23 protein-coding genes and 2 pseudogenes are annotated in these 21,769 nt (G+C 66.8%); 17 read left to right on the top strand and 8 right to left on the bottom strand.

Annotated features, from left to right (window positions below):
- Positions 1-207: 207 nt before the first annotated feature.
- Positions 208-993 (bottom strand): hypothetical protein, encoded by a 786-nt coding sequence (locus tag L0965_RS06355; protein WP_101305195.1) that lies wholly within the window; start codon positions 991-993, stop codon positions 208-210.
- Between the two features lie 33 nt (positions 994-1,026).
- Entirely contained in the window at positions 1,027-1,470 is a 444-nt protein-coding gene (locus tag L0965_RS06350; protein ID WP_101305196.1) for a zinc ABC transporter ATPase, read from the bottom strand.
- Between the two features lie 152 nt (positions 1,471-1,622).
- Here L0965_RS06350 and L0965_RS06345 point away from each other — a divergent pair, with 152 nt between their 5' ends.
- Positions 1,623-2,228 (top strand): DedA family protein, encoded by a 606-nt coding sequence (locus L0965_RS06345; RefSeq protein ID WP_101305197.1) that lies wholly within the window; start codon positions 1,623-1,625, stop codon positions 2,226-2,228.
- A gap of 34 nt (positions 2,229-2,262) precedes the next feature.
- Positions 2,263-3,798: a glycosyltransferase family 39 protein gene (locus L0965_RS06340; RefSeq protein ID WP_101305198.1), complete on the top strand. Its 1,536-nt coding sequence runs from the start codon at positions 2,263-2,265 to the stop codon at positions 3,796-3,798.
- Between the two features lie 6 nt (positions 3,799-3,804).
- On the opposite strand, the gene L0965_RS06335 is transcribed toward L0965_RS06340, so the two are convergent.
- Together L0965_RS06335 and L0965_RS06330 are read right to left on the bottom strand one after the other, a co-directional pair.
- Positions 3,805-4,692 carry a HAMP domain-containing sensor histidine kinase gene (locus L0965_RS06335; protein ID WP_101307112.1) on the bottom strand — a complete coding sequence of 296 codons (888 nt, stop codon included), beginning with the start codon at positions 4,690-4,692 and terminating at the stop codon, positions 3,805-3,807.
- 107 nt (positions 4,693-4,799) lie between these two features.
- Positions 4,800-5,465: a response regulator transcription factor gene (locus tag L0965_RS06330; RefSeq protein WP_101305199.1), complete on the bottom strand. Its 666-nt coding sequence runs from the start codon at positions 5,463-5,465 to the stop codon at positions 4,800-4,802.
- 253 nt (positions 5,466-5,718) lie between these two features.
- Here L0965_RS06330 and L0965_RS06325 point away from each other — a divergent pair.
- Positions 5,719-6,474: pseudogene (locus L0965_RS06325) on the top strand (FTR1 family protein); the annotation flags it as partial.
- Positions 6,471-7,697, top strand: coding sequence for an iron uptake system protein EfeO (gene efeO / locus L0965_RS06320; RefSeq protein ID WP_101305201.1), 1,227 nt, complete (start codon positions 6,471-6,473; stop codon positions 7,695-7,697). The pseudogene L0965_RS06325 and the gene efeO, both read left to right, overlap by 4 nt.
- On the opposite strand, the gene L0965_RS06315 is transcribed toward efeO, so the two are convergent.
- The gene (locus tag L0965_RS06315; RefSeq protein ID WP_101305202.1) at positions 7,690-8,379 is read right to left on the bottom strand and encodes a phosphatase PAP2 family protein; all 690 of its coding nucleotides are present in this window, start codon (positions 8,377-8,379) and stop codon (positions 7,690-7,692) included. The genes efeO and L0965_RS06315 overlap by 8 nt on opposite strands.
- Before the next feature lie 165 nt (positions 8,380-8,544).
- Here L0965_RS06315 and L0965_RS06310 point away from each other — a divergent pair, with 165 nt between their 5' ends.
- The 3 genes from L0965_RS06310 (at position 8,545) to L0965_RS16580 (ending at position 10,012) form a co-directional block, all read left to right on the top strand.
- Positions 8,545-8,847 (top strand): hypothetical protein, encoded by a 303-nt coding sequence (locus L0965_RS06310; protein ID WP_157831536.1) that lies wholly within the window; start codon positions 8,545-8,547, stop codon positions 8,845-8,847.
- A gap of 260 nt (positions 8,848-9,107) precedes the next feature.
- The gene (locus L0965_RS06305; protein WP_198553653.1) at positions 9,108-9,863 is read left to right on the top strand and encodes a hypothetical protein; all 756 of its coding nucleotides are present in this window, start codon (positions 9,108-9,110) and stop codon (positions 9,861-9,863) included.
- 20 nt (positions 9,864-9,883) lie between these two features.
- On the top strand, positions 9,884-10,012 hold the full coding sequence (locus L0965_RS16580; RefSeq protein WP_267956603.1) for a hypothetical protein: 129 nt from the start codon (positions 9,884-9,886) through the stop codon (positions 10,010-10,012).
- 8 nt (positions 10,013-10,020) lie between these two features.
- Here L0965_RS16580 and L0965_RS06300 read toward each other — a convergent pair.
- Positions 10,021-10,884, bottom strand: a pseudogene (locus tag L0965_RS06300) (helix-turn-helix domain-containing protein).
- Between the two features lie 110 nt (positions 10,885-10,994).
- Between L0965_RS06300 and L0965_RS06295 the strand changes: the two are divergent.
- Genes L0965_RS06295 through L0965_RS06285 form a run of 3 tightly spaced genes read left to right on the top strand, consistent with a single transcriptional unit; the run spans position 10,995 to position 12,474 of the window.
- Positions 10,995-11,318, top strand: a complete 324-nt coding sequence (locus L0965_RS06295; protein ID WP_101305205.1) for a carboxymuconolactone decarboxylase family protein — start codon at positions 10,995-10,997, stop codon at positions 11,316-11,318.
- Positions 11,318-11,749, top strand: coding sequence for a cupin domain-containing protein (locus L0965_RS06290; RefSeq protein WP_101305206.1), 432 nt, complete (start codon positions 11,318-11,320; stop codon positions 11,747-11,749). Before L0965_RS06295 ends, L0965_RS06290 begins: the two co-directional genes overlap by 1 nt.
- Entirely contained in the window at positions 11,746-12,474 is a 729-nt protein-coding gene (locus L0965_RS06285; protein WP_101305207.1) for an SDR family oxidoreductase, read from the top strand. The genes L0965_RS06290 and L0965_RS06285 overlap by 4 nt, the downstream gene beginning before the upstream one ends.
- 33 nt (positions 12,475-12,507) lie before the next feature.
- Here the strand turns inward: L0965_RS06285 and L0965_RS06280 are convergent, their stop codons facing one another.
- On the bottom strand, positions 12,508-13,779 hold the full coding sequence (locus tag L0965_RS06280) for a hypothetical protein (protein WP_232783956.1): 1,272 nt from the start codon (positions 13,777-13,779) through the stop codon (positions 12,508-12,510).
- A 78-nt stretch (positions 13,780-13,857) separates the two neighbouring features.
- On the opposite strand from L0965_RS06280, the gene L0965_RS06275 reads away from it, so the two are divergent.
- The 4 genes from L0965_RS06275 to L0965_RS06260 all read left to right on the top strand — a co-directional run bounded on the left by L0965_RS06275 (position 13,858) and on the right by L0965_RS06260 (position 17,171).
- On the top strand, positions 13,858-14,610 hold the full coding sequence (locus L0965_RS06275; protein ID WP_101305208.1) for an ABC transporter permease: 753 nt from the start codon (positions 13,858-13,860) through the stop codon (positions 14,608-14,610).
- Between the two features lie 129 nt (positions 14,611-14,739).
- On the top strand, positions 14,740-15,306 hold the full coding sequence (locus L0965_RS06270; RefSeq protein ID WP_101305209.1) for a hypothetical protein: 567 nt from the start codon (positions 14,740-14,742) through the stop codon (positions 15,304-15,306).
- Positions 15,307-15,501: 195 nt separating this feature from the next.
- Positions 15,502-16,407: a DNA-processing protein DprA gene (locus tag L0965_RS06265; RefSeq protein WP_101305210.1), complete on the top strand. Its 906-nt coding sequence runs from the start codon at positions 15,502-15,504 to the stop codon at positions 16,405-16,407.
- The gene (locus tag L0965_RS06260) at positions 16,404-17,171 is read left to right on the top strand and encodes a hypothetical protein (protein WP_157831537.1); all 768 of its coding nucleotides are present in this window, start codon (positions 16,404-16,406) and stop codon (positions 17,169-17,171) included. Before L0965_RS06265 ends, L0965_RS06260 begins: the two co-directional genes overlap by 4 nt.
- A 90-nt stretch (positions 17,172-17,261) precedes the next feature.
- Here L0965_RS06260 and L0965_RS06255 read toward each other — a convergent pair whose 3' ends face one another.
- Entirely contained in the window at positions 17,262-18,284 is a 1,023-nt protein-coding gene (locus L0965_RS06255; RefSeq protein ID WP_101305212.1) for a hypothetical protein, read from the bottom strand.
- 283 nt (positions 18,285-18,567) lie between these two features.
- On the opposite strand from L0965_RS06255, the gene L0965_RS06250 reads away from it, so the two are divergent.
- From L0965_RS06250 to L0965_RS06240, 3 genes are all read left to right on the top strand, one after another.
- Positions 18,568-18,912 carry a hypothetical protein gene (locus L0965_RS06250; protein ID WP_048809235.1) on the top strand — a complete coding sequence of 115 codons (345 nt, stop codon included), beginning with the start codon at positions 18,568-18,570 and terminating at the stop codon, positions 18,910-18,912.
- Positions 18,909-21,014 (top strand): heavy metal translocating P-type ATPase, encoded by a 2,106-nt coding sequence (locus tag L0965_RS06245; protein WP_374198329.1) that lies wholly within the window; start codon positions 18,909-18,911, stop codon positions 21,012-21,014. The genes L0965_RS06250 and L0965_RS06245 overlap by 4 nt, the downstream gene beginning before the upstream one ends.
- 215 nt (positions 21,015-21,229) lie before the next feature.
- Positions 21,230-21,682 (top strand): hypothetical protein, encoded by a 453-nt coding sequence (locus L0965_RS06240; protein WP_101305214.1) that lies wholly within the window; start codon positions 21,230-21,232, stop codon positions 21,680-21,682.
- Positions 21,683-21,769: the final 87 nt, after the last annotated feature.

Here is a 21,769-nt window from a genome sequence, read left to right as displayed (position 1 = left end):
AGCACGGCGAACCGCCGACATTCCGCGAACTGTTCGCCGAACTCGCCGCCCAAGACCCTGACTACCCGCACCATGAGGCGGCGTGGTCGTCTCGAGCGGTCCGAAGCCTTGTGATGGTGCATTGGCGCAGGCAGGGATGGGTGCGCTACCGGACCGAGACCCGCACCCTCCGATCCGGCCCGAACGCGAACCGCGACCTGTTCCCGGCTACTCGTGCTGCTCGTCGTGAGGGAGCGCGTCGAGAAGCTCCTCGAGAACGATGACGAGCTCGTTGTATCCCTGCATGTAGAACAGCGCGTCCGATCCCGGGGTCTCGCCGCCGACGACATCGGCGAGCACCGTGCGCGCTTCCCGAGTCGCGGCCTGCAGGCGCGTCTCGATCCCCGGGAGGCTGCGGACCCAGTCGTCGATGACCGTGAAGCGAATGGGCGTGAAGTCGTGCGCGTCGACGCCGACGTGAAACTCGTGCCCGTGCGGGCCGTGATCGCGGGCATGCGTGTGACCGTGCAGCAGCGGAACACCATCGTCCTCGCGCGGCCGGTGGGTCGTGTGCCGGTCGGTGCCGTGCGAGTCGCCGCTGTAGGGGTAGTGGGATGCCAGAATCCGGTACCCGCGGCGGGTGCCCTCAATCACCTCGGGGAGGATGCTCCACCCGGCCGCCTCGTACAGCGGCGTGAACCGTTCGATTGCGCGTTTGGATTGTGTCGCCGGCGAGACGCGATCGTGGTTGCCCGGGATCAGGAACCGTCGCCCATTCAGGTTGGCGGTCAGCCCGACGGATTCCTCGATCGGCCCGAGCGCGAGATCACCGAGATGGAGGACGGTGTCGCTCGGTCCTACCACCGCGTTCCACCGTCGCACCAGCTCCGCGTTCATCTCTTCCACGGTCGCGAACGGGCGCTCGGCGAGCTCGCTGATCCGTGCGTGACTGAAATGCTGGTCCGAAGTGACGAAATCGACCTGGTCGAAGTCGAACCACGGATACTCGCTCACAGCTACTCTCCACGCTCGCAGTCGCGGCTGCTTCTACAGCTCATCGAGGTCGACCCCGAAGCGCGCCGCCACATCCTCGAGTGATTCACTGCTCATGCCATCGCGCTCACGCACCACGGGCTCGACCTCGCGGTCGTCGATCGCTTCGACCAGCTCCTCGAGCACCCGGTCGATGTCGCCACCGTTCGCCGCGGCGAGTCTCGCCATTTCCCTTGCCGCGTCAGCGAGCGTGTAGAGCCGCTCCCACGGGTGGTCTCCGTGACGGGCGATCGCGACGGTCTCACGAGTGTAGGAGCGGTCGTCCCCGGCGACGAGCCAGTGCTCGTTTCCCTCCGCGGTGATGAAGAAGTCGACCACGCACTCGCCGCAGGGCATCCGGTACACGCCTGGCTCGGTCGGCGCGGACTCGGTAGCTCGCGCGATCATCCCGCGGATGATGCCGTTCCAGTCGACGGTTGATTGGCTGTCGTCGTCCATGCTTCCTCCTCACGCAGAACAGAGAAGTCTCCCACTTGCATCCGGCGTCGTCTACCGGGGCGGCCGAGATCCTGGACCTCCGCCGATGCGCGGAAGGTCGCGAAGCGGTGCGTCTTCGTGGTTCCTTAGTTCAGCCGGGTGATTCTTTCGCCGTGGACATCTCTCATGCGCTGGCGGGTTTCGGCTCCTTCGCACTCGTGCTCGTGGCGCTGATCGTGTTCGTCGAGAACGGTCTCCTGTTCCCATTCCTGCCGGGGGACAGCCTCGTTTTCGCGGGTGCCATCATCGCCGCCGCGATCGGTGTCCATTGGGGCGTTGTCGCGGGAGTCGCGGGTGTGGCGGCGATCATCGGCGGCGAGGTTGGATTCGCATTGGGGCGACGCTACGGCCGCCGGCTGTTCCGGCCTGACGCCCGTGTGCTCAAGCAGCGGCACCTGGTCGAAACCGAGCGCTTCTTCGCGCGCTGGGGATCGTCCGCGATTGTGCTCGCCCGTTTCGTCCCGATCGTCCGCACGTATGTCGCGCCGGCGGCGGGCATGTCGGCGATGTCTCGTGGTGTTTTCACGCGATGGAACATCATCAGCGGCGTCATGTGGGCGGGCGTGCTCGGACTTGCAGGATTCCTGTTGGGGTCGATTCCGTGGGTCGCGACCAACATCGAATGGATCATGCTCGGCATCGTCGTGATCACTATCGCCCCCGTTGCTGTGACGGCTGTAGTACGGTCCCGGGCGCGCAGCCACCCGTCGGGTTCTTAGCCGTTCCTGAGCCGTCGGCGGATGTGCTGAGCGAATGCTGGTCACCGCCAAGGCAACGCCGTTGCTCCAGAGGCCGACGCCGAGCGACATAGCCGCACCTTCACTACGGCTGAGCGCGATCGTCGGGCTCATCGCTATCGCGGTGAGCATCGCGGGTTCTTGGGTTCCCTCGCTGTGGGGTGATGAAGCCGCCAGCGTGATGTCGGCCACGCGCACCCTCCCAAGTCTCTGGGGGATGCTCGCGCACGTGGATGCTGTTCATGGCGCCTACTACCTTGGCCTCCACGCCTGGGTGGGAGTGGCCGGGTCGAGCCCGTTCGCTGTCCGACTTCCCTCTGCGATCGCCGCCGGAATCACGGCAGGCGGGGTGGTCTGGCTCGCGCAGCGATTCGGATCTACGCAGTTTGCGATCGGGGCAGGCCTGCTCACCGCGCTGCTGCCTCGATTGACGTATGCGGGGGCGGAGGCTCGTGCCTATGCGTTCGATGCGGCCCTCGCGACGCTGCTGTGCGTGACGTTGGTCGAGCTGGTGGTGAGTGGGCGTTTGTCGCGCCGCGGGTGGGTCGCGTACGGGGCGGTGCTGACGGTCGGCATCTATACGTTCGTGTACTTCGGTCTGATGATCTTGGTCGCTGCTGTTGTTGTTCTGGCCACAGGGCGGCTCCGTGCCCAGTGGCGGCGGTGGGCCATCGCCACGCTAGTCGCGGTGACAGCGTCGACCCCGATTCTCCTGTTCGCCTTCCTTGAGCGCGGCCAGGTGGCGTTCCTCGCTCATCGGGACGTGGTGAACGTTGACGCGGTTCTTGTGCAGATGTGGTTCGGGTCCTCGGCTGTGGCCGTGGCTGCGGGGGGACTCATCATCCTCGCTGTCGTCTGCTGGGTTCGGGACATCTTGCGCGCGCGTGGTCGCGGTGTGCCGGCGGGGCCGAGCGTCGAGATCATCGCGCTGCCGTGGCTTCTGCTGCCAATGGGCCTGCTTATCGCGATCAGCCCCCTGCTCGCGGGCTACACGGCCCGATATGGAACGCTGTCCGCACCGGCAGCAGCACTCCTCATGACGGCGGGCGTTCGACGTATCGGCGAGGTAGTTCGGCGTCGGTGGGTGCCGGTGGTCGCGGTGATCGCCGTGGCGGCGTGCGTCGTGCCCGTTTGGGTGTCGCAGCGGACTCCCTACGCGAAGAACGGCTCCGACTGGAACGAGATCGCGGCGACGATCACCGCTGAGGCTGTCCGCGGTGACGCGATCGTTTTCGATGAGGGTGTTCGTCCATCGCGGCGGCCGAGGTTGGCGATGAGCACGAACCCCACGTCCTTCTCGGCGGTGCGTGATCCGACCCTGAAGACGCCGTACGCCGAGGGCGTGAGCTGGCACGATGTGACGTACACGGTCGCCGATGCGATCAGCAGTGGACGCTTCGCTGGTGTCGACCGCGTCTGGATGGTCGAGTACGCGACAGCGAGCCACGTCGACACCTGGGGCATGGCAGATCTTGCCGTTGCGGGCTACCGGCAGGTGCGGGCGATTCGTGGGCACCGCAGTGTCGTCTACCTGTACGAGCGAGCCCCATAGGGGTGGTCAACGTCGGCCGTGCGGCAGCGTCATCGTGATCGTCGTGCCGTTCTCAGATGTGCTGGTGACCTCGACCGTGCCGCCGAACCGGCCGACAGTGTCTTGCACGAGGCTGAGCCCGATGCCGAACCCTGTTCTTGCGGACCCTCCGCCGTCGACCGCGAGCGAGGAGCGCGCGAATCGATCGAAGACACGCTCAGGGGAGATTCCCTGGATGCCTGCCCCGTGATCACGTACCGCGATCCACGTAGTGGTTCGGTCCGTACCGGTGGTGACGAGCACCTCCCCGCCGGCGGGTGAGTGCTTCACCGCGTTGTCGATCAGCGCGACGAGGGCTCGATGAAGACTCGCCGGGGGGATAGCGGCGCGGCGATCATCGGGAATCGCGTCGACGCGAAGATGGATGCCCCGCTCTTCTGCGATCACGCGCATCGAGGTCGCAGCGTCGGTGACGGAGGGAGCGACGGGCCTGGATGGGACGACGCCGGTCGAGGTCACGTCGACTGAGTCCAGCAGGTCGTTGACGACGTTGATCAGGTTGCGGGAGTCGCCACGGAGCTCGTCGACGAGTTCGCGGTTTGCGTCGTCCGCAGGCATTGACCGTTCGAGTACCTGGAGGCGAGTGTCGAGGATCGCGAGCGGTGTGCGCAGTTCGTGTGAGGCATCCGCCACGAACCGGCGCTGTCGACCCAATGCGTCCACGAGCGGGGCGACTGCTCGACGTGTGGCAAGCAGGCCCAGCGTCCCGGCGAGGATGATCGCCAGGAGCCCGAGAGCGATGCCACCGACGATGATGTCGAGTCCGCCGATGTCGACCATCTCCTCATGCCGGTTCCGGTCGAAGAGGTCGGTGAGCGGGATCTGGTGGAACACGAATACGATCGCGGCGACCATGACCGCGATGACGAGAATGGAGACCGCGATCGTGATCCACAGCCCGACTCGGATCGCGGTGCGTCGCACGAGGAGTGCGTCGGCGTCGGTCCGACGCGCCGATCCCTTCACAGCAATCCCAAACGGTATCCGCGGCCCCGGACCGTCGTGACGATATCGGGATCGGTCTTGCGACGGAGGTAGTGCACGTAGGTGTCAACGGTGCCAGGCGTGTCGGTGGCCTCGAACACCGCATGCAGGATCTCGCCCCGCGTGAACGTCTTCTGAGGGTGCACAGCGAACAGTCGCAGCAGGTCGGACTCCCGTTCGGTGAGAATCGTGCGTCCCTCATAGGGGGAGTACACCGCTCGAGACTCGGGATAGAACTCCCAGGCACCGATACGCACAAAGGGGCCCTCCCCCTCGCTGACCCGGCGGATCGCGCGAAGCCGGGCGAACAGCTCCTCGAACTCGAACGGCTTCACCAGATAGTCGTTCGCACCGGCATCGAGGCCCCGCACCTTGTCCTGCACGGTCCCGAGCGCAGTAAGGATCAGCATCGGCGCCGTCGCGCCTCCCCGGCGCAGCGTCTCCACGATCGAGACGCCGTCGATGTTCGGCAAGCGGCGGTCGATGATCAGCACATCGAACGGCCCGTCCTGCGCCGAGGTAAGTGCCTCGCCGCCGTCTGCGCACAGGGTGACGTCGTAGACCTCCTCGAGCATTCTCACCATCAGAGGGCCAAGCTGCGGGTCGTCTTCGGCGAGCAGCAGGCGCGGTCGGCTATCGGCCATAGTCATCCTCCAACCACCACCCTCCGTGCCGCATTCTGAGACGTCTCTAAGAAACGAATCATGCCTGACTAAGGCTTTGCATGCCGAGGGGCGCGGCGGATATCGTGACCTCCCGGTGAGGTTCGCCTTACCTACCCCGCGTCGAGTTCGGTTCGCGGGTGTTGTTCTCCTGACTCATCTGCGGAGTGTGCCGTCGTGTTCGCGACCTTTCTGATCGGCCTGCGTCGGCGCAGTCCTCACGTTCGGTGCGTACTCCCTCACCTTCCAGGCGCAGGAGATCATCGGTGGAGTGCTGTCGCTGGCGGCGCTGGCGATGGTGACCTGGATGGTGTTCTGGATGCAGCGCACCGCGAGGACGATAAAGTCGACGCTCGAGGGGGACGTGGACCGAGCGCTCGCCCGGGGCGGTATGTGGGCGCTGGTCGCGCTGGGCTTCCTCTCGGTCGCCCGTGAAGGTATCGAAACGACCCTGCTGCTGTGGTCGATGGTGCAGTCGTTCGGAAACGCGCCGGCGGCCCTCGTGGGTGCCGTGCTGGGCATCGTCACCGCGGTGATCGCCGGATGGCTGCTTGCCCGTGGACTCGTGCACCTGAATCTCCGGCTGTTCTTCGCATGGACTGGCGCGATTCTCGTGATCGCCGCGGCCGGTGTTCTCGCCTACGCGTTCAAGGATCTGCAGGAAGCGGGCGTCGTCGCCGGGCCCTTCACAGCGGGTGCACCCATCGACGCTGTGACCGGTGCCGTCGCGATCGGGTGGGCCGGCTTCCCGCTCGGGTGGGCGTTCGATCTGAGCGCCGTAATCGCGCCCGGCGGCACACTCGCCACCGTCCTGCAGGCGACGTTCGGATTCATGCCACGGATGTCCTGGCTGCAGGTGATCGCCTGGGCTGGCTACATCGTCGTCGTCGGATCGTTCTTCATCCGAGGCCTCCGCCGCAGACCCTCCACCCACACAACTTCCCCCGCGCCCGCGGTATCCCCTCAACCTCATCTCGCTGGAGAGTCATGACCCCTCGCATCCCCCTCACGATCATCGCCGTAACCGCCACGGCGATCGCCCTTGCCGGTTGTGTAGCGAAAGACGCCGTCGGATCGGCTGACGCTCTCACCGTGACGTCCGACGACCGCACGTGCGGCGTGTCCGCAGCAACGGCATCCAGCGGGACCCTCGCGTTCGACGTCCACAACGCCGGCACCCAGGTCACCGAGTTCTACCTGCTCGCCTCGGACGGGCTCCGCATCGTCGGGGAGATCGAGAACATCGCGCCCGGCGCGACTCGTACCCTCACTGTCACCGCGCAACCCGGCGACTATCTCACTCTCTGCAAACCGGGCATGGTCGGTGAAGGCATAGGGCGCGCTGCGTTCACGGTCACCGGCGACCAGGTCGCCGTTTCCGGTGCCGACGCGCAGCAGAAGCAGCAGGCCGTGAACCTGTACGCCGCATTCGTGAAGGACCAGGTGGAGCAGCTGCTGCCCGCGGTGAAGACGTTCACAGCCGCATACGCGGCGGGTGACGACGCGACCGCGCGTGCACAGTTTCCTCAGGTGCGTGCGTTCTACGAGCGCATCGAACCCGTCGCGAGCACTCTCGGTGACCTTGACCCGAAGATCGACTACCGCGAGGTCGACGCCGTCGCGGAGAACCTTGACTGGACCGGCTTCCACCGGATCGAGAAGGACCTGTGGGTTCCCGCCTCCGATGCGCTCAACGCAGACGACGTCACCCCGGCTTGGCAGAACTGGAGCCCATCGACACCCGAGCAGCGCGCCCATGTCGGCGACCAACTCGTCGCCGACATCCAGCAGCTTTACGACTACGTGCATTCGGCCGAGTTCCAGGACACCCTCGACGCGCAGGGCATCGCCGCGATCTCCAATGGGGCGATCAGCCTTCTCGACGAAGTCGCGACCGGAAAGATCACCGGCGAAGAGGACTGGTGGTCCCACACCGACCTCTACGATTTCGCCGCGAACGTCGAGGGCGCCAAGATGGCATTCAGCCTTGTGAAGGACTTCGCGGCCGCGACCGGCGCGGACGGAACCGCCCTGGTCGCCAAAATCCAGAAAGGGTTCGAGTCGCTGGAGAAGGATCTCGCCACCCACGGTTCTCTGACAGCAGGTTTCGTGCCCTACACCGACCTGACGGAGGCGGACAAACGCGCGCTCGTCGACGACATCAACACCCTCGCCGAGCCCCTCTCTCGGCTGACGGGCACCATCCTCAACTGACCGGCTTCACCACCGCCGCATCCGCAGGCGGCGGAGTGAGGAACGACCATGCGGCGGTGGCTCGCGCAGTCGCGAGCGCCAGCGCTGGGACCAGCACGGCGGAAGCGAGTACATCCGTCGGGTAGTGGACACCGAGGTAGACACGCGACCACGCCGTCACGAGCACCACCAGCACTGCCACAGGTACACCCCACCTCCACATACGTCGCGGCAGCACGACGAGCAGCAAAGCGCAGCACAGCGCGGCGGCGAACGCCGTGTGGCCGCTCGGGTAGCTGAACGTCACCGGATCTGCGACGATCATCGGCTGCAGCAACTCCGGATTCGGTCGAGGCCGCTGTACGATCGCCTTGAGCACTTCAGCGCACGCCCACGGAACCCCCAGCACAATGCTCGTGCGCAGAGTCGCCCGCCACGACCGGGTGGCCAGCAAGATCCAGGCGAGAGCGATCAGCACCACGAGAACCGCACCGCCGGGACCGAACACGGAGTTGATCGTCAACGCCAGGACATCACCGACCACGCTCTGCACCCCGTGGACCCAGACCACGACCTGCACCTCCGTCGCAGACCACGACGATGACCCCACGATCAGCAGGCCGATGACTGTGACGGTGATGAAGGTGGCGGCGGCGAGGGACCCACTGAGCCACACGCGGCGGCGAGATGGTGAAGATGGCATCCGAGAACTCTCCGCCCGCGGCTCTAAGGACGCTCTGAGAAGCCCCACAGCGGCTATGAATTCCCCGACTGTCGCCGCCGGATGCCGGATCTTCGAGGTTCCTCAGAGACTCCGGCCCACTGTGGGGTCATGCGGGTCAACCGCCCGCGGAAATGGAGACACAACGTGACTGTTCAGAAGAAGACCCTCATCGCGAGCATTGGCGGCGGTACCGCCGCGCTCGTCCTCGGAATCGGCGGGGTTGCTCTCGCGCTCCCGGCGAACGCGGCGACGCCCACACCCGCCACCTCCACCTCGGCGACGGATACCGAGACGGCGGACGACAACGGCGCGACCGACACCGACACGGAGACCGCGGACGACAACGGCGCGACCGACACCGACACGGAGACCGCGGACGACAACGGCGCGACCGACACCGACACTGAGACCGCTGACGACGCCCCCACATCGTCGGGCGGCAACTGAGCCGAGGCGACGGACCCCCACCGTTTCCGCTTTACCGCCGACCGCGGAGGGTCCTGTCCGAGACGCTCCGCGGTCGGCTTCCGTTGTGTCCGATACCAGGTCAGCTTGGTCTTAGAACCTGCTTAGAGAGAGCGGCGAATGCTCAACGCTATGAACACCGCCTTTGCCCGCGCCGCCACTGGCCGGGATGCGATCTCTCCCGCCGGATGTCTTCTCGGGGCCGCAGGGTGAACAGCATCGACACTCGAGGAACTTCGCGGGTGCCCGACCCGACCGTCGTCTTCTGGGCCACGAAAGCGGCGTCGACTGCGCTCGGTGAGGCTGTGTCGGACTTCTCGATCCGCATCATGGATCCGGTCATCGCGGTGCTGCTTGGCTTCGCGTTGTTCGTGGGCGCCCTGGTGTTTCAACTGACGCGTCGCCGGTACGTGTCCGCGGTGTACTGGCTGGCCGTGGCGGCGGTGGGTGTCTTCGGCACGATGGCGGCCGATGTCATGCATGTCGTCCTGGGGCTCCCGTACGCTGCCACCGCGACGCTGTATGCCCTGCTGCTTGCAGGAGTGTTCACGCTGTGGTGGCGCACCGAACGCACGCTTTCCGTCCACCAGGTCACCACGACGCGCCGGGAGTTGTATTACTGGGCGGCCGTCGTCGGCACCTTCGCGCTCGGCACCGCGGTCGGGGACCTCACCGCGGTCGGCCTCGGACTCGGGTACCTCCCCTCGACCCTGCTGTTCGTTGCATTGATCGCGGTCCCCGCGGTCGGGTTCCGGTATTGGCGCTGGGGCGCCGTCTTCTCGTTCTGGTTCGCCTACGTTCTGACCCGCCCGTTGGGTGCGTCCATCGCGGACTGGCTGGGGAAGCCCACGGCGGAGGGAGGTGTCGGTGTCGGATCCGGATGGGTGTCCCTCGGATTCGCGGTGATCATGATCGCCCTGGTTGCCTCGATGCGCGTCCGCACGTCGGTGCCCAGTGTGACTTGGGCTCAGCTCCAGCCGCGACGGCGCGTCGGGTGATCGAACAAGGAGCGGCGCGCATGTGGATCGTTGTGACGTCAGTCGTTGCTGGAGTGGTTGTCGTCGTAGGGGCAGCGCTCGGCGCACTCAAGCTGTTAGCACTCGCGGCGGACGAGATCGACGAGGATGGTGATGATCTCGGCGACTGAGAAGAGATCTAAGGGCCTTTGTTCGCATCGGCTGGCGTGGCGGCCCACGCCGAGAGCAGGCTGAGCGCCTCTGCGGATGCCGAGGCGGGTTCCGCGTCGTACGCGACCAGAACGAGCCCGTCGTCCGCGGGGAACGTGAGCGCTTCAAAGGTCAGCGTCAGCTGGCCGACCAGCGGGTGGTGGAAGGTCTTGGCTCCCGTGGAGTGTCGGTACACCTCGTGGGAGGCCCAACGCTCGCGGAACTCGAGGCTGCGGGTCGCGAGCTCCCCGATGAGGTCTGTGAGCCGCTTGTCGGTGGGGTATCGGCCCGCCTCCGCTCGCAGTGTTGCGACCAGTCCGTCGGCCATCGTGTTCCAGTCGTCCCAGAAGTCGCGCTATCCGGCGTCGAGGAAGGTGAAGCGGGCGTTGTTGGGCGGTTGCGCGGCGCTGTTCAGCACGGGGCTGTAAAGGGCGCGACCGAGGGTATTGAAGGCGAGCAGGTCGAGCCGCCCGTTACGCAGATACGCGGCGCCCGTCATCGAGTCGAGAAGGCGCTGCAGTCCGGGTCTCAACCGGCTCGTGACCAAGGCGCGGGGTCGCAGGCCGACACTGTTCGCGTTACGCGCCAGGTCGAATAGGTGCGCCCGCTCGGTGTCATCCAGTCGCAGCGCGCCCGCCAGTGAGTGCAGCACGCTCTCTGACACCCCGGTCAGGTTTCCGCGTTCGAGGCGTACGTAGTAGTCCACGCTGACACCGGCGAGCATGGCGAGCTCCTCCCGACGCAGCCCGGGAACGCGTCGCGCGCCTCCGATCGGGGTGATGCCGGCCTGCTCGGGCGTCAAACGTCCCCGCCGCGTCGTCAGGAAGTCGCGGACCTCCGCCCGGTTGTCCATGAGCCGAGCATACGAACATCCACACTCCTCGCGAGCGGTGACAGTGTTACCTCGCACGTGGCTCGCGCGCGGGGTGACGATGGAGGAACGTTCCGGAAAGGGGAATCGTCATGGCCGAGAAGACGCGAGCACAGCAGCTCGTCGGGGATATCGCACCGAAGCTTGCTGACCTCACCGACGAGGTGCTGTTCGGTGACGTGTGGAGGCGACCGGAGCTGTCTCCCCGCGATCGCAGCCTCGTCACCGTCGCCAGCCTGATCAGCACCGGCAGCACGGAGCAGCTGGAAAGCCATCTGCGTCTTGCCCGCCAGAACGGCCTCTCCGAGACAGAGCTCGTCGAAGCGATCGTGCATCTCGCGTTCTACGCGGGTTGGCCGCGGGCGATGTCGGCCGTGCATGTCGCGAAGCGTGTGTTCGCAGAGCCGGTGCTCTGATGCACATCGAGCCTCTGGGCGCGACCGTGCCCGGACCATCCAATCGGTTCACCGGCGATGTGTGGGTCGACACCGTCGCCCGCCCCCAACCGCCCGGATACGCGACAGTTGGTCTGGTCCGATTCGCGCCCGGCGCGCGTACCGCTTGGCATGTCCACCGCCACGGGCAGACCCTCCACATCACGCAGGGAACCGCTGTAGTGCAGACACGCGACGGTCGGACGATCATCGCGGGCCCCGGCCAGAGCGTTCACACTCCGCCGGGAGAGTGGCATTGGCACGGCGCAGCGGACGACAGCTTCATGGAACACCTCGCCATCAGCAGCGCCCCGCCGTCTGAGCAGGATGCCGCTGTGGAGTGGGCCGCACACGTCACCACGGAGGAATACGCCTCCGCCCTCACCCACAACGAAAGGCCCTCCAACCCATGACCGAGAACACCACCCCGCGGGTCGCCGTCATCACCGGCGCCTCCTCCGGCATCGGTGCCGCAACAGCCCGCGCGCTTCACGCCGCCGGGTACCGGGTCGCACTGCTCGCACGACGTGCCGACCGGATCTCGGCCCTCGCCGCTGAGCTTGGGTCTGGCGCACTCCCGATCCAGGCGGACGTCACCGACCGTGAACAACTCGTCGCCGCCGCCGAGCACGTGCAGCAGGAACTCGGCGGTGCGAACGTACTGGTCAACAATGCCGGCATCATGCTGCTCGGCCCGTTCGCGTCCGCCCAGCGCGACGACTACCGGAACATGATCGACATCAACCTCCTCGGCGCGATCACCGCGACCGAAGTGTTCCACGACCAGCTGCTCGAAGCGCCCGGCGACGTCATCAACCTGTCGTCGGTTGCCGGGCGCACCGCTCGCGCGGGCAACGGCGTCTACGCGGCGACGAAGTGGGGTCTCAACGGCTGGTCAGAGTCGCTCCGTCAGGAGCTCTTGCCGAACGTGCGCGTGACCCTCATCGAACCGGGCGTCGTCGACACCGAACTTCCCTCGCACATCACTCACGACGCCACCCGTGAAGCCGTGCTGAAGGGGTATTCCGCGGCCACCGTGAAACCGGAAGAGATCGCCGCGGTTATCGCCTTCGTCCTCGCTCAGCCGCGCCACCTCGCCATCAACGAGATCCTGCTGCGCCCCGCCGACCAGCCCTGAGGGGTCACCGTCCGGCAGGGCTGGTCGGCTCGGTCAGGACGAGAGTGTCGAGAGCAGGATCGACAGCGCGTCCTTCTCCGCTGCCGCGTCGGGGCTGGAGGCGCGCACTTCGGTGAGGACCGCGTCGATCATCCCGTCCAGGACCGCCCACCCGTTCGGGTTCAGCGGTTGCAGGACCGGCTGCGCGGCATCCCACGCTGATTCGAGGGCCTTGACGCGCGTCACGGCGCCGGCCTGATCCCCGGCCGTCACCTTGTCAAGGGTGTCCTGCGAGATCGTCCGAAGCTCGCTGACATCTGCGGCGGGGAAGCCTGCAGTCGCCGACTCGCCGGGTGCGAGAGTCGCGGTCGACGCGGGTCCTTCTTCGCTCGCCGCCGCCGTCGTATGAGGTTGCGCAGACGCCCAGATCAGCAAGCCGGCAGTGAGCACAGCGACTCCACCGAAGTAGCCGAGCATCAAGCGTTGCCGCCTCGGGTTCGGCGACGGAGTGCGGGCCCATGCCGGCTGTGCTTCCCGCTTGCCCGAGTCGATGACGTCAGCCCGCGAAACGGTCAGGTAGATCACGGTCGCCAAGATCGCGGCGAGGAAGATGATGCTCGTCACGGCGACACCGAGCCCGAGTCCCTGCTGGTCGGTCGGGAACCCCATCCAGTCGCCGAGGTTCGCACCCAATGGCCGGGTCAGGATGTATGCCAGCCAGAACGACAGCGTTGCACTCGCCCCGAGGCGCCAGCCGATGATCACCGCGATGATGAGGCCCGCGGGGAGCAGCACCGACACGCCGGGACCCCAGCCCGTCAGCTCAAGGATCCAGTCGCCGGCGGCCGTGCCCAAAGCGAAGGTCACGAGAATCGCGAGCCAGTAGAACAACTCGCGCGGAGTGGTCGTGATGCTGTGGATCGACAGGGTGCGCTGACTGGCCCACCAGATCCCGAACACCACTGCGAGCAGTCCCGCGAACACGGCTGTACTGACCGCAAGAGGCACACCGAGCACGTCGGTCAGGATGTCGGTGTAGAGCGTGCCGGTCACACTCACCACCACGACCGTCAGCCAGTACACGAACGGCACGTATCGTCGCAGCGACAGCTGCCAGATGAGAACGACCGCGAAGACGACGGTGAAGAGCACTGCGGTCATCTCCAGTCCGACGCCGAGGGTCATGTTGATCCAGTCCGCGAAGCTCTCACCCACCGTGGTGCACAGGATCTTGATGATCCAGAACCACAGCGTGATCTCCGGCACCTTGCTGAGCGTCTCGCGGCGGCCGGAACCAGCGGGCGCGATCATCGTGTTGTTCGTCACGATCCGCACGCTACGAAGGCGCGTCTAATCCACCTCTAAGCGGGTGACTGCTCGATTTCGGCTCGATAGGCTCCGGCTGTGACCCTGTCCGTCGACCTCACCGCCTCCCTCGTCGGTGTGGCCGTGCTGGCCGTGGTCACGACTCTCGTCCTCACTGTCTTCCGTGTTCCGCGACTGTGGGAGCCCGCGCTCGCGATCGTTCGCGGCGCCGCCCAACTCGCGGTGATCAGCGTGATCCTCACCGGGATCGTTTCGAGCCCCGGATGGATCGCCGTGGCGCTCGTGGTGATGTTCACCATCGCCAGCATCGTGGCGACGGGCCGAATCGGCTGGTCATTGCGCGACTTCGGTCTGATGTCCTCTTCGATCGCGGCGGGCGTCGTCGTGGCCCTGTCGATCGTTTTCATCACGGGTGCGCTGGACCTCACCCCGCGATACGCCCTCGCGATCGGAGCAATCGTCATCGGGAACTCGATGAGCATCGCCACCTTGGCGGGCAGATCGTTCGCAAGATCGGTGAATGACCACTGGGATGAAGTCGAGGGGTGGTTGGCGCTCGGAGCGAAGCCCCGTCAGTCCACGATCACGCTCGCCCGCGCCGCAGTGCGCGACGCACTCATCCCCTCGATCGACCAGACCAAGACCACAGGCTTGGTCGTCCTCCCCGGAGCCTTCGTCGGCGCGATCTTCGGCGGCATCTCCCCGCTCGAGGCCGGTCGGTTCCAGATCGTCGTGCTCGCCGCGATCATGGCCGCCGGATCGGTCACCGCGGTGCTGATCGCCCTCTGGCAGGGCGACGTCCGCACGCGGCCTGAAGCGGTGCGGGCGTGAGACGTGCCCGCACGGGTGCGCGGACGTCGGAAGCCCCGCCCATCGTCGAGGCTCGTGTCAACATCTGGAGCAACTGAGCTCCGTGGCTGTCTGGGGCGGGCGGCAGCCGCCATCCTCAGCCCGACGCCGGTGCTGACCGTTCTCATCGTCACCGCTCTGCTAGGGTCGCTTCTCGGGCATCAGTCCGCCTATGCGCTGTCCTGGGCAATCGTCGCACTTGTCAGCGCGGTTGCAGTCACCGTGTTCGCCGGCGCCCGCCCTCTTCCGAGGCTCGCTGACCGCAGTCATTTGCTGCATCGGCTCTCGTGGCTCGCGCGATACGGCACCGGCGCCGTGCTGCTGTGCGTGTCGACGTTCGTCGGCGGCTTGGCCGGCAGCGCCGTCGCCGGCGGCACCACTGAGTCTCAGCTCGACGCGCTGAGCCAGCTCATCGGGATCGTGGGTGTGTACGCCCTCCAGATCGCGCTTGTGCTCTTCCTTGGATGGCTCGCCATCGACATGTGGCGGCTGACCGCGGATGTCAGGACGGCCGGGTTCACACAGGTGGCGAGGTGGGTCGGTGGACCGGATGTGGCGCGGGCGACATCCATGCCGGTCGTGGAACGGTGGGTGCGTGCCCTCAGCTCACCCGCGCTGGTTTCGACGATCGCATTCATCGGGATCGCCTACGCGCTGATGCTGACGAAGCCCTCCTAGCTGCCGACAGGCGGGCGCCACGGCGGCGACACCAGGGACGGGGATGCCGAGCTTCAGCAGGCCGCATGGGGTGGGACTCCGCCGCTCGAACTCCGCGACTCGTCTCGGTGCAACCGTGCGGCGAGCTCGTGGAGCGAGCCTCGACTCGCTGACTGTGCCGGCGCCGATGTCTGAAGGCGGCGTTACTCTATCTTCATGGAGGGGCAGCAGGAGAACCTAGCGTTGCTGGCGCTGGCGACCGCCCCCGGATTCTCGTGGGCGCGAACAAGGGCCGAGATCGCTGAACTCGGCACCCCCTCAGCGGTGTTGCACTCAAGGTTTGAAGGCCAGCTTCTGGGGGGCTTCGACGAGGCGATTGATGAGGCTTCGCAGTTGATCTCCCGTCACATGGAGCGTGGTATCAACGTGGCGACGCTCTATGCCGAGGAGTACCCGCGTCAGCTGCGGGCGGTGCATGATGCTCCTCCGGTGCTGTATTGGCAGGGAGGCATCGAGCAGCGAGACTCCTCCTCGGTCGCGATCGTGGGTACTCGGGAGCCCGATGGTGATGGTGCAGCGTTCGCGCGTAACCTCGCGGGGATCCTCGCGGCCAACGAGGTGCCTGTCATTAGTGGGCTCGCGCGAGGGGTGGATGTCGCCGCCATGAGGGCCTCGCTCGATCGCGGTGGTAGGACGATCGGGGTAATCGGCACGGGAATCGGCGTCTACTATCCTCGCGAGCACCGCGCCTTGCAGGACGAGATCGCCGCTCACCATCTGCTTATCTCGCAGTTCGCGCCCGGAGCGAGCGCCTCGAAGAAGACGTTCCCGATGCGCAACGTTGTGATGAGTGGCTTCGCCAGCGCGACCGTCATCGTCCAGGCCGGGGAGACGTCCGGTACCCGGACGCAGGCTGCTGCCGCCGTCCGTCATGGCCGACCGCTGATCATGACCCGTCGCGTCGCTGAGTCGGCGAAGTGGGCCCAAGATCTCATCGAAGGCGCGTACGACATCGACGTCGTTGCGGACGCCAAGGACGCGTACGACGCCATTCAGCGGATCCAGGAGCGCCAGCACGCGGCGAGCGTCGATCTCGCATTCGGCACATTGCTGAGCGTGTGACCGACGAGCGTATCGCCGACGAATATGAGCGGCGCATCCGCGGCACCTACCTCAACGTGCCCGCCCCCATTGCAGGACTGTGTCGGGTGTGCAGCGCGCCGACATCGGGACCGGGCTATGAACTGTGCGTCCCGTGCGACGGCCACGCGCGCAGTGGTCTTTCCCTCGCCCGTGGCGTCGTTCCACTGAGCTGGTCTCCGATGGGCGCCCAGGGCTATCAGGACCTCACGCAATACAAAGACCCGATGGCGACAGCGGAGCAGACCGATCGGCTCCGGGTCTTGCTCTGGTTGGCGCTCACCAAGCACGCCGATTGCATCATTCCCGCGCGGCGTGAGCGCCCCTTCGCGGTGACGCACGTGCCGAGCACGAGTGGCCTTCGGAGTGAGATGCATCCTCTGGAGGTTCATCTCCTGTCGATGATCGCGGGTGCTCGCCCTCGTGCGACTCCGCTGTACGTCGGTCCTGTAGGCGGTGACCGTAACGCCCGTCGCGTGCTCCGCCCGGACCATTGGCAGATCGACCCACAGTCTTTGGAAGGCGCGCAGCGTGTCCTCATCCTGGACGACACATGGGTAACGGGGTCCCACGCGCAGTCAGTTGCCGCAGCATTCGAGTCGATGGGAGTCGCGACTCGCATCGTGGTTCTGGGCCGCGCGTTGGATCGCACGCGCAGCGACCACGGTGGGTACCTGACCACCCATCCGGCGGCCCCGTTCGATAGCGACCTCTGCCCGGTCCACGGGGTTCGCCATCACCGGTGACCGAGGATCGAGCATTTGGCACCTCAAGGGTGCCACGGCGATAGATCCAAGTCCGCGACCGCCGGCGAGTTGGTTAGAAGCTGGCTACGGTCATCGGCCTCGCCAGAGGTCCTCGTCTGGCTCCCAATCGCGTGCTTCGATCGGATCCTCGTCCGGATCGAGCTCCACATGATCTGGAAAGTCGGGGATCTCGGGGAGCTCCTCGTTCTCTAGCTCAAGGCCACAGACCGGGCACTCGAAGGCAAACGGGTAGGCGGTGCGCGAGGCCCACGCCATGCCGTTCTCGCTGTCATACTCCACGGGTCCGCGTTCGACGCCGCATAGGAGCCAGCCATTTTGCTCGCACGCGGGACAAGTCTGCGGCTCTTCGTGGTCGGTTGAGCTGAGCATCCGGCCTGACAGGGCGGCTAGGTAGGCTGCCCGAGCCTCCTCTGGGAGAGCACGGACGCGGGTGTTCAGCGCAGTTGTGGCGGCGGCAAGCTTAGCCGCCACGACACGGGCGACTTCGCTCTTTGCCTCATCGAGCAAGTTGATCACCGTTGCCCGCATCGAGGCTCCCCAGTACGGCCCGTCATCTAGCTCCAGTAGGGGGAGCGTCGCCTGAACGATCCGGCAATGCTGGACCACGGCGCGCCGAAGCTGCCCCGAGTCAACGATTGCGAGGTGAGCGGCAGCGTTCCTTGCAGCAAGCGGCGCGAGATCGTTCAGGTCGATGGGCAAGGCGCGATGCAGGTGCTTGGCAAGGCGGTGTACCTCCGCCGCCGCGATCGAGCGAAAAGCTAGGGCGTTCGTGGACTCTAGTGATGCATTCGCGAGCAGGAGCAGCGAGTCTCGATCGCCGCGATCGGCCAGCAGCGCGGGAGACGTGCTACTCACGAGCGCCTTGAGGATCAACTCCGAGGCAGTGCCGACGGATATCGCGGCTTGGAGAAGTTCGTCTCGATCGGTTGACACGAACTGCTGAACGGCGACACGGGAGTGCCATCTCGCGGACAGCGCGAGAAGCTGACGTATGCGTGCCGTCTCGACGCGATACGCGCCCACCGGCCAAGGCCGTTCCCTGTCACCGATCGAATAGTAGGTGCCGCCCCAAGCCTCGATCGTTCTCGCCACCCAACGATTCAAGCGCGGCGTGCGGGTACATGATGCTTGACACTCCGACCGGGTGGTCGAGAGCAGTGCTGTCTGGCCCCGCTCGTTGACGGGCGGGCTATTGAGGATCTCGCCAATTGCCGTGGAATCCTGCTCCCGAAACCGCTGCCAAATGCTGTGGAATCCCGGCCTCCTCCGCCATCTCGAGCGGGAACCTACAGGTGTAGGTTCCACGCCGAAATGACATATTCCACGGGTAGTTGGCAGGCGCCCCGTGCATGGACGATCAGTGCGAGTGCTGCGCATGAGCCTCATCGACCGTGACCTGCTGCCGGTGGCCTGCACGCTGACGCCCGGCGCTGGTGCTGCACAGCTAGCCGCGTGGCAGGAATTCAACGACGACTACCTCCTCGACATCGACAGGACGGCCGCCCAGATCACCGTCCACTACCCAAAGATCGACGACGCGACCGCCCGGCTGACGGAGCTGGTCCGCACCGAGCAGTCCTGCTGCGCGTTCGCGACTTGGGCGATCGACACGACCCACCCCGACCTGCGCCTTTCCGTTACCGGCACCGATGACGCACTGGCCGCGCTCACGTTCCTAGAGCAGACGCCCGCCCCCGCAACGAAGGAGAGCGTGCAGTGAGCGAAGAGTGTTGCGGCCCCAACGAGCCGCGCAAGCCCGGTACGGTCCGGCGCATCGAACTGTCCCGGCCGCTCTCGACCGGTGACGCCTGCTGCGCCGCGGAACCCTCCTCCAAGACCGCGGCGCCAAGCGCGGTGCACGATGCGGGCGATGCCTGCTGCGGCCCCGACCTCGCCACCACCCCCACCGAGGCGGACGAGGAGCCGGAGGTCCGCCCGCCCTGGTGGCGCGACTTCGCGTTGCTTCCCTCCGCGCTGTCCGGGCTGTTCCTCCTCGCCGGATACACGTTCGAGTGGACTGGTCTGCACATCCCGGCGCTGGTGCTGCAGTGGGCGGCGCTGCTCGCCGGCGCCTACACCTTCGTCCCCGGCGCGATCCGCCGCCTCATCCGCGGTCGCCTCGGGGTCGGGCTGCTGATGACCATCGCCGTGATCGGCGCGGTCCTGCTCGGCCACGTTGGCGAGGCCGCGACCCTGGCGTTCCTGTTCTCCCTGGCCGAGGCGCTTGAAGACCGGGCGATGGACCGCGCCAAGGAAGGCTTGCGCGCCCTTCTGTCCCTCATCCCCGACACTGTCCGCGTCTCCCGCCTAACCAGCGACGTCACGATCCCCGCCGCGGACGTGCGTGAGCTGGACATCCTCGTCATCGGTGCCGGCGATCGCATCGCCACAGACGGCGTGGTCGTGGAGGGTAGGTCGAGCCTGGACACGTCGGCGATCACGGGCGAGTCGATCCCGGTCGAGGTCGGCCCCGGCGATCCGGTCGCCGCCGGTTCGGTCAACGGGGCGGCGACGTTGCGGATCGAGGCAACTGCGGACGGCCGCGACAACTCCCTCACCCAGATCGTCGCCCTCGTGGAGCAGGCCCACGCCCGCAAGGGCAACCGGGCACGCCTCGCCGACCGGATCGCGAAGCCGCTCGTTCCCGTCGTCCTGATCGCCGCTGCCGTGGTCGCCCTGTTCGGGCTGCTGGTCGGCGACCCGTGGACCTGGATCGAACGCGCCCTCGTCGTCCTGGTTGCGGCATCCCCGTGCGCGCTGGCCATCGCGGTGCCCGTGACGGTGATCAGCGCGATCGGAGCGGCGTCAAAGTTCGGCGTCGTCATCAAGTCAGGTGAAGCGTTCGAGCAGCTCGGCACGATCCGCGCCGTCGCCCTCGACAAGACCGGCACCCTCACCCGCAACGAGCCCACCGTCGTCGACGTCCAGCCCGCACCCGGTATCACCCGCGACGACCTGCTCGCCTGGGCCGCCGCCGTGGAGGCCACCAGCACCCACCCCCTCGCCGCGGCCATCATCGCGGCCGCACCCGTCGCCAGCCCCGCAACGGAGGTGGTCGAGGAGGCCGGGCATGGCATCACCGGGACCGTCGACGGCCGGGCGATCCGGGTCGGCAATGTCCGCTGGCTCCATCCCGCCGGCCAGCAGTTGAACGCGGAGGCGATTGCCGCGCAGGGCATGACCGTCGTCGTGGTCGAGGCGGACGGGCAGATCGCCGGCCTGATCGGCGTGCGGGACGAGCTGCGCCCGGAGTCGGCCGAGACGGTCCGGATGCTGCAGTCGCAGGGCATTGAGACCATCATGCTCACCGGCGACAACACCCGCACCGCCCACGCCATCGCCGCCGAGGCGGGCGTAACCGACGTTCGCGCCGAGCAGCTGCCCGCCGACAAGGCCGCCGCGATTGAGGCGCTCGTCACGCAGCAACCGACCGCGATGGTCGGCGACGGCATCAACGACGCCCCGGCACTGGCGACGGCGACGGTCGGGATCGCGATGGGTGTGAAAGGCTCCGCGGCGGCGATCGAGTCCGCCGACGTCGCCTTCATCGGCCACGACCTCCGCCTCATCCCCGGCGCCCTCGCCCACGCCCGCCGCGGCCGACGCATCATGACCGCCAACATCGGTCTGGCTCTGGCGATCATCGTCGCGCTGTTCCCGCTCGCCCTGTTCGGCATCCTCGGGCTCGCCGGCGTCGTGCTGGTGCATGAGATCGCCGAGGTCGTCGTCATCCTCAATGGCGTCCGCGCCGCCCGTCGCCCCGCTGCGCTACGGCAACTCGCCACGGTGCCCGCTCGCCAGCCCGAACCCGCCCACGCCTGACCACCGACCCCTCGCCCCGCGGTGGCAGAACACCGCCCGACTTGGAACCGGCCCTTGTGAAGACCCCCATCAAAGCCACCTTCGCCACCGTTGCCGTCGTCATCGTCCTGGTTGACCGGCTAGCCGCGCCGGACCCAGCCGGCGCTGCCGGCGCTCCCGTGCTCGGGTGAACCGGGCTCCGAATGGGTTTAGGTGCGCACGGTAGGCTGTGGGCGATGGTCTCTTCGGCCCGGACTCCGCGCTCCACGACGCTGAATGAGCAGCTGTTGATAATGAGGCTCATTACCAGCGTCGGTTTGGCGCTGCTGCTGATGCTGGGTCTGGCAGCGACGGGTCACACAGAGGCGGACGGTTCGACTCCTGTCCCGCTGGTGATTTCTGGGTTCATGGACCCGCATGTCGGACCCGTGGCTGATGCACCGGCTGAGCATGAGGCGGTCGCTGGTGGCGTCGCTTCTGGGCCGAACGCGTTGGTGGGCGCTGCGCTGTGCATGTTGGGCGTGTTGTGCGGGCTGACGTTCATGGTGGTGCTGCGGGGATTGTGGCGTCGGCGGATGCCTCCGGTTCTCGGTGACGGGCCACGCATGCCTTCGCTGCTTCCGGCGCCGGCCGCCCGTGCTCACCCGATCGTCTTCTCGCTGACGCAGTTGGGTCTTTCCCGAACCTGACATTTGGCACGCCGCCCTTCCGGGTGGCGCTTCGTCCCGGGCTGCGTGCCCGGGTTCTGTCCTGTGCCGTGTCTTGGTTTGGAGTAC

Source organism: Microbacterium sp. NFH-22A-Y, from assembly GCF_021401375.1.
Taxonomy (GTDB): Bacteria; Actinomycetota; Actinomycetes; order Actinomycetales; family Microbacteriaceae; genus Microbacterium; species Microbacterium hominis.
The sequence above is the reverse complement of the archived record's forward strand: the minus strand, read 5'-3'. Positions and strand labels throughout refer to the sequence as shown.

Bases quoted from the DNA above. Each gene is read 5' to 3' on its own strand.
- L0965_RS06350 (WP_101305196.1), bottom strand. From the start codon at position 1,470: ATGGACGACGACAGCCAATCAACCGTCGACTGGAACGGCATCATCCGC.
- L0965_RS06340 (WP_101305198.1), top strand. From the start codon at position 2,263: ATGCTGGTCACCGCCAAGGCAACGCCGTTGCTCCAGAGGCCGACGCCG.
- L0965_RS06335 (WP_101307112.1), bottom strand. From the start codon at position 4,692: ATGGTCGCCGCGATCGTATTCGTGTTCCACCAGATCCCGCTCACCGAC.
- L0965_RS06330 (WP_101305199.1), bottom strand. From the start codon at position 5,465: ATGGCCGATAGCCGACCGCGCCTGCTGCTCGCCGAAGACGACCCGCAG.
- efeO (WP_101305201.1), top strand. From the start codon at position 6,471: ATGACCCCTCGCATCCCCCTCACGATCATCGCCGTAACCGCCACGGCG.
- L0965_RS06315 (WP_101305202.1), bottom strand. From the start codon at position 8,379: ATGCCATCTTCACCATCTCGCCGCCGCGTGTGGCTCAGTGGGTCCCTC.
- L0965_RS16580 (WP_267956603.1), top strand. From the start codon at position 9,884: ATGTGGATCGTTGTGACGTCAGTCGTTGCTGGAGTGGTTGTCGTCGTA.
- L0965_RS06295 (WP_101305205.1), top strand. From the start codon at position 10,995: ATGGCCGAGAAGACGCGAGCACAGCAGCTCGTCGGGGATATCGCACCG.
- L0965_RS06290 (WP_101305206.1), top strand. From the start codon at position 11,318: ATGCACATCGAGCCTCTGGGCGCGACCGTGCCCGGACCATCCAATCGG.
- L0965_RS06285 (WP_101305207.1), top strand. From the start codon at position 11,746: ATGACCGAGAACACCACCCCGCGGGTCGCCGTCATCACCGGCGCCTCC.
- L0965_RS06265 (WP_101305210.1), top strand. From the start codon at position 15,502: ATGGAGGGGCAGCAGGAGAACCTAGCGTTGCTGGCGCTGGCGACCGCC.
- L0965_RS06250 (WP_048809235.1), top strand. From the start codon at position 18,568: ATGAGCCTCATCGACCGTGACCTGCTGCCGGTGGCCTGCACGCTGACG.
- L0965_RS06240 (WP_101305214.1), top strand. From the start codon at position 21,230: ATGGTCTCTTCGGCCCGGACTCCGCGCTCCACGACGCTGAATGAGCAG.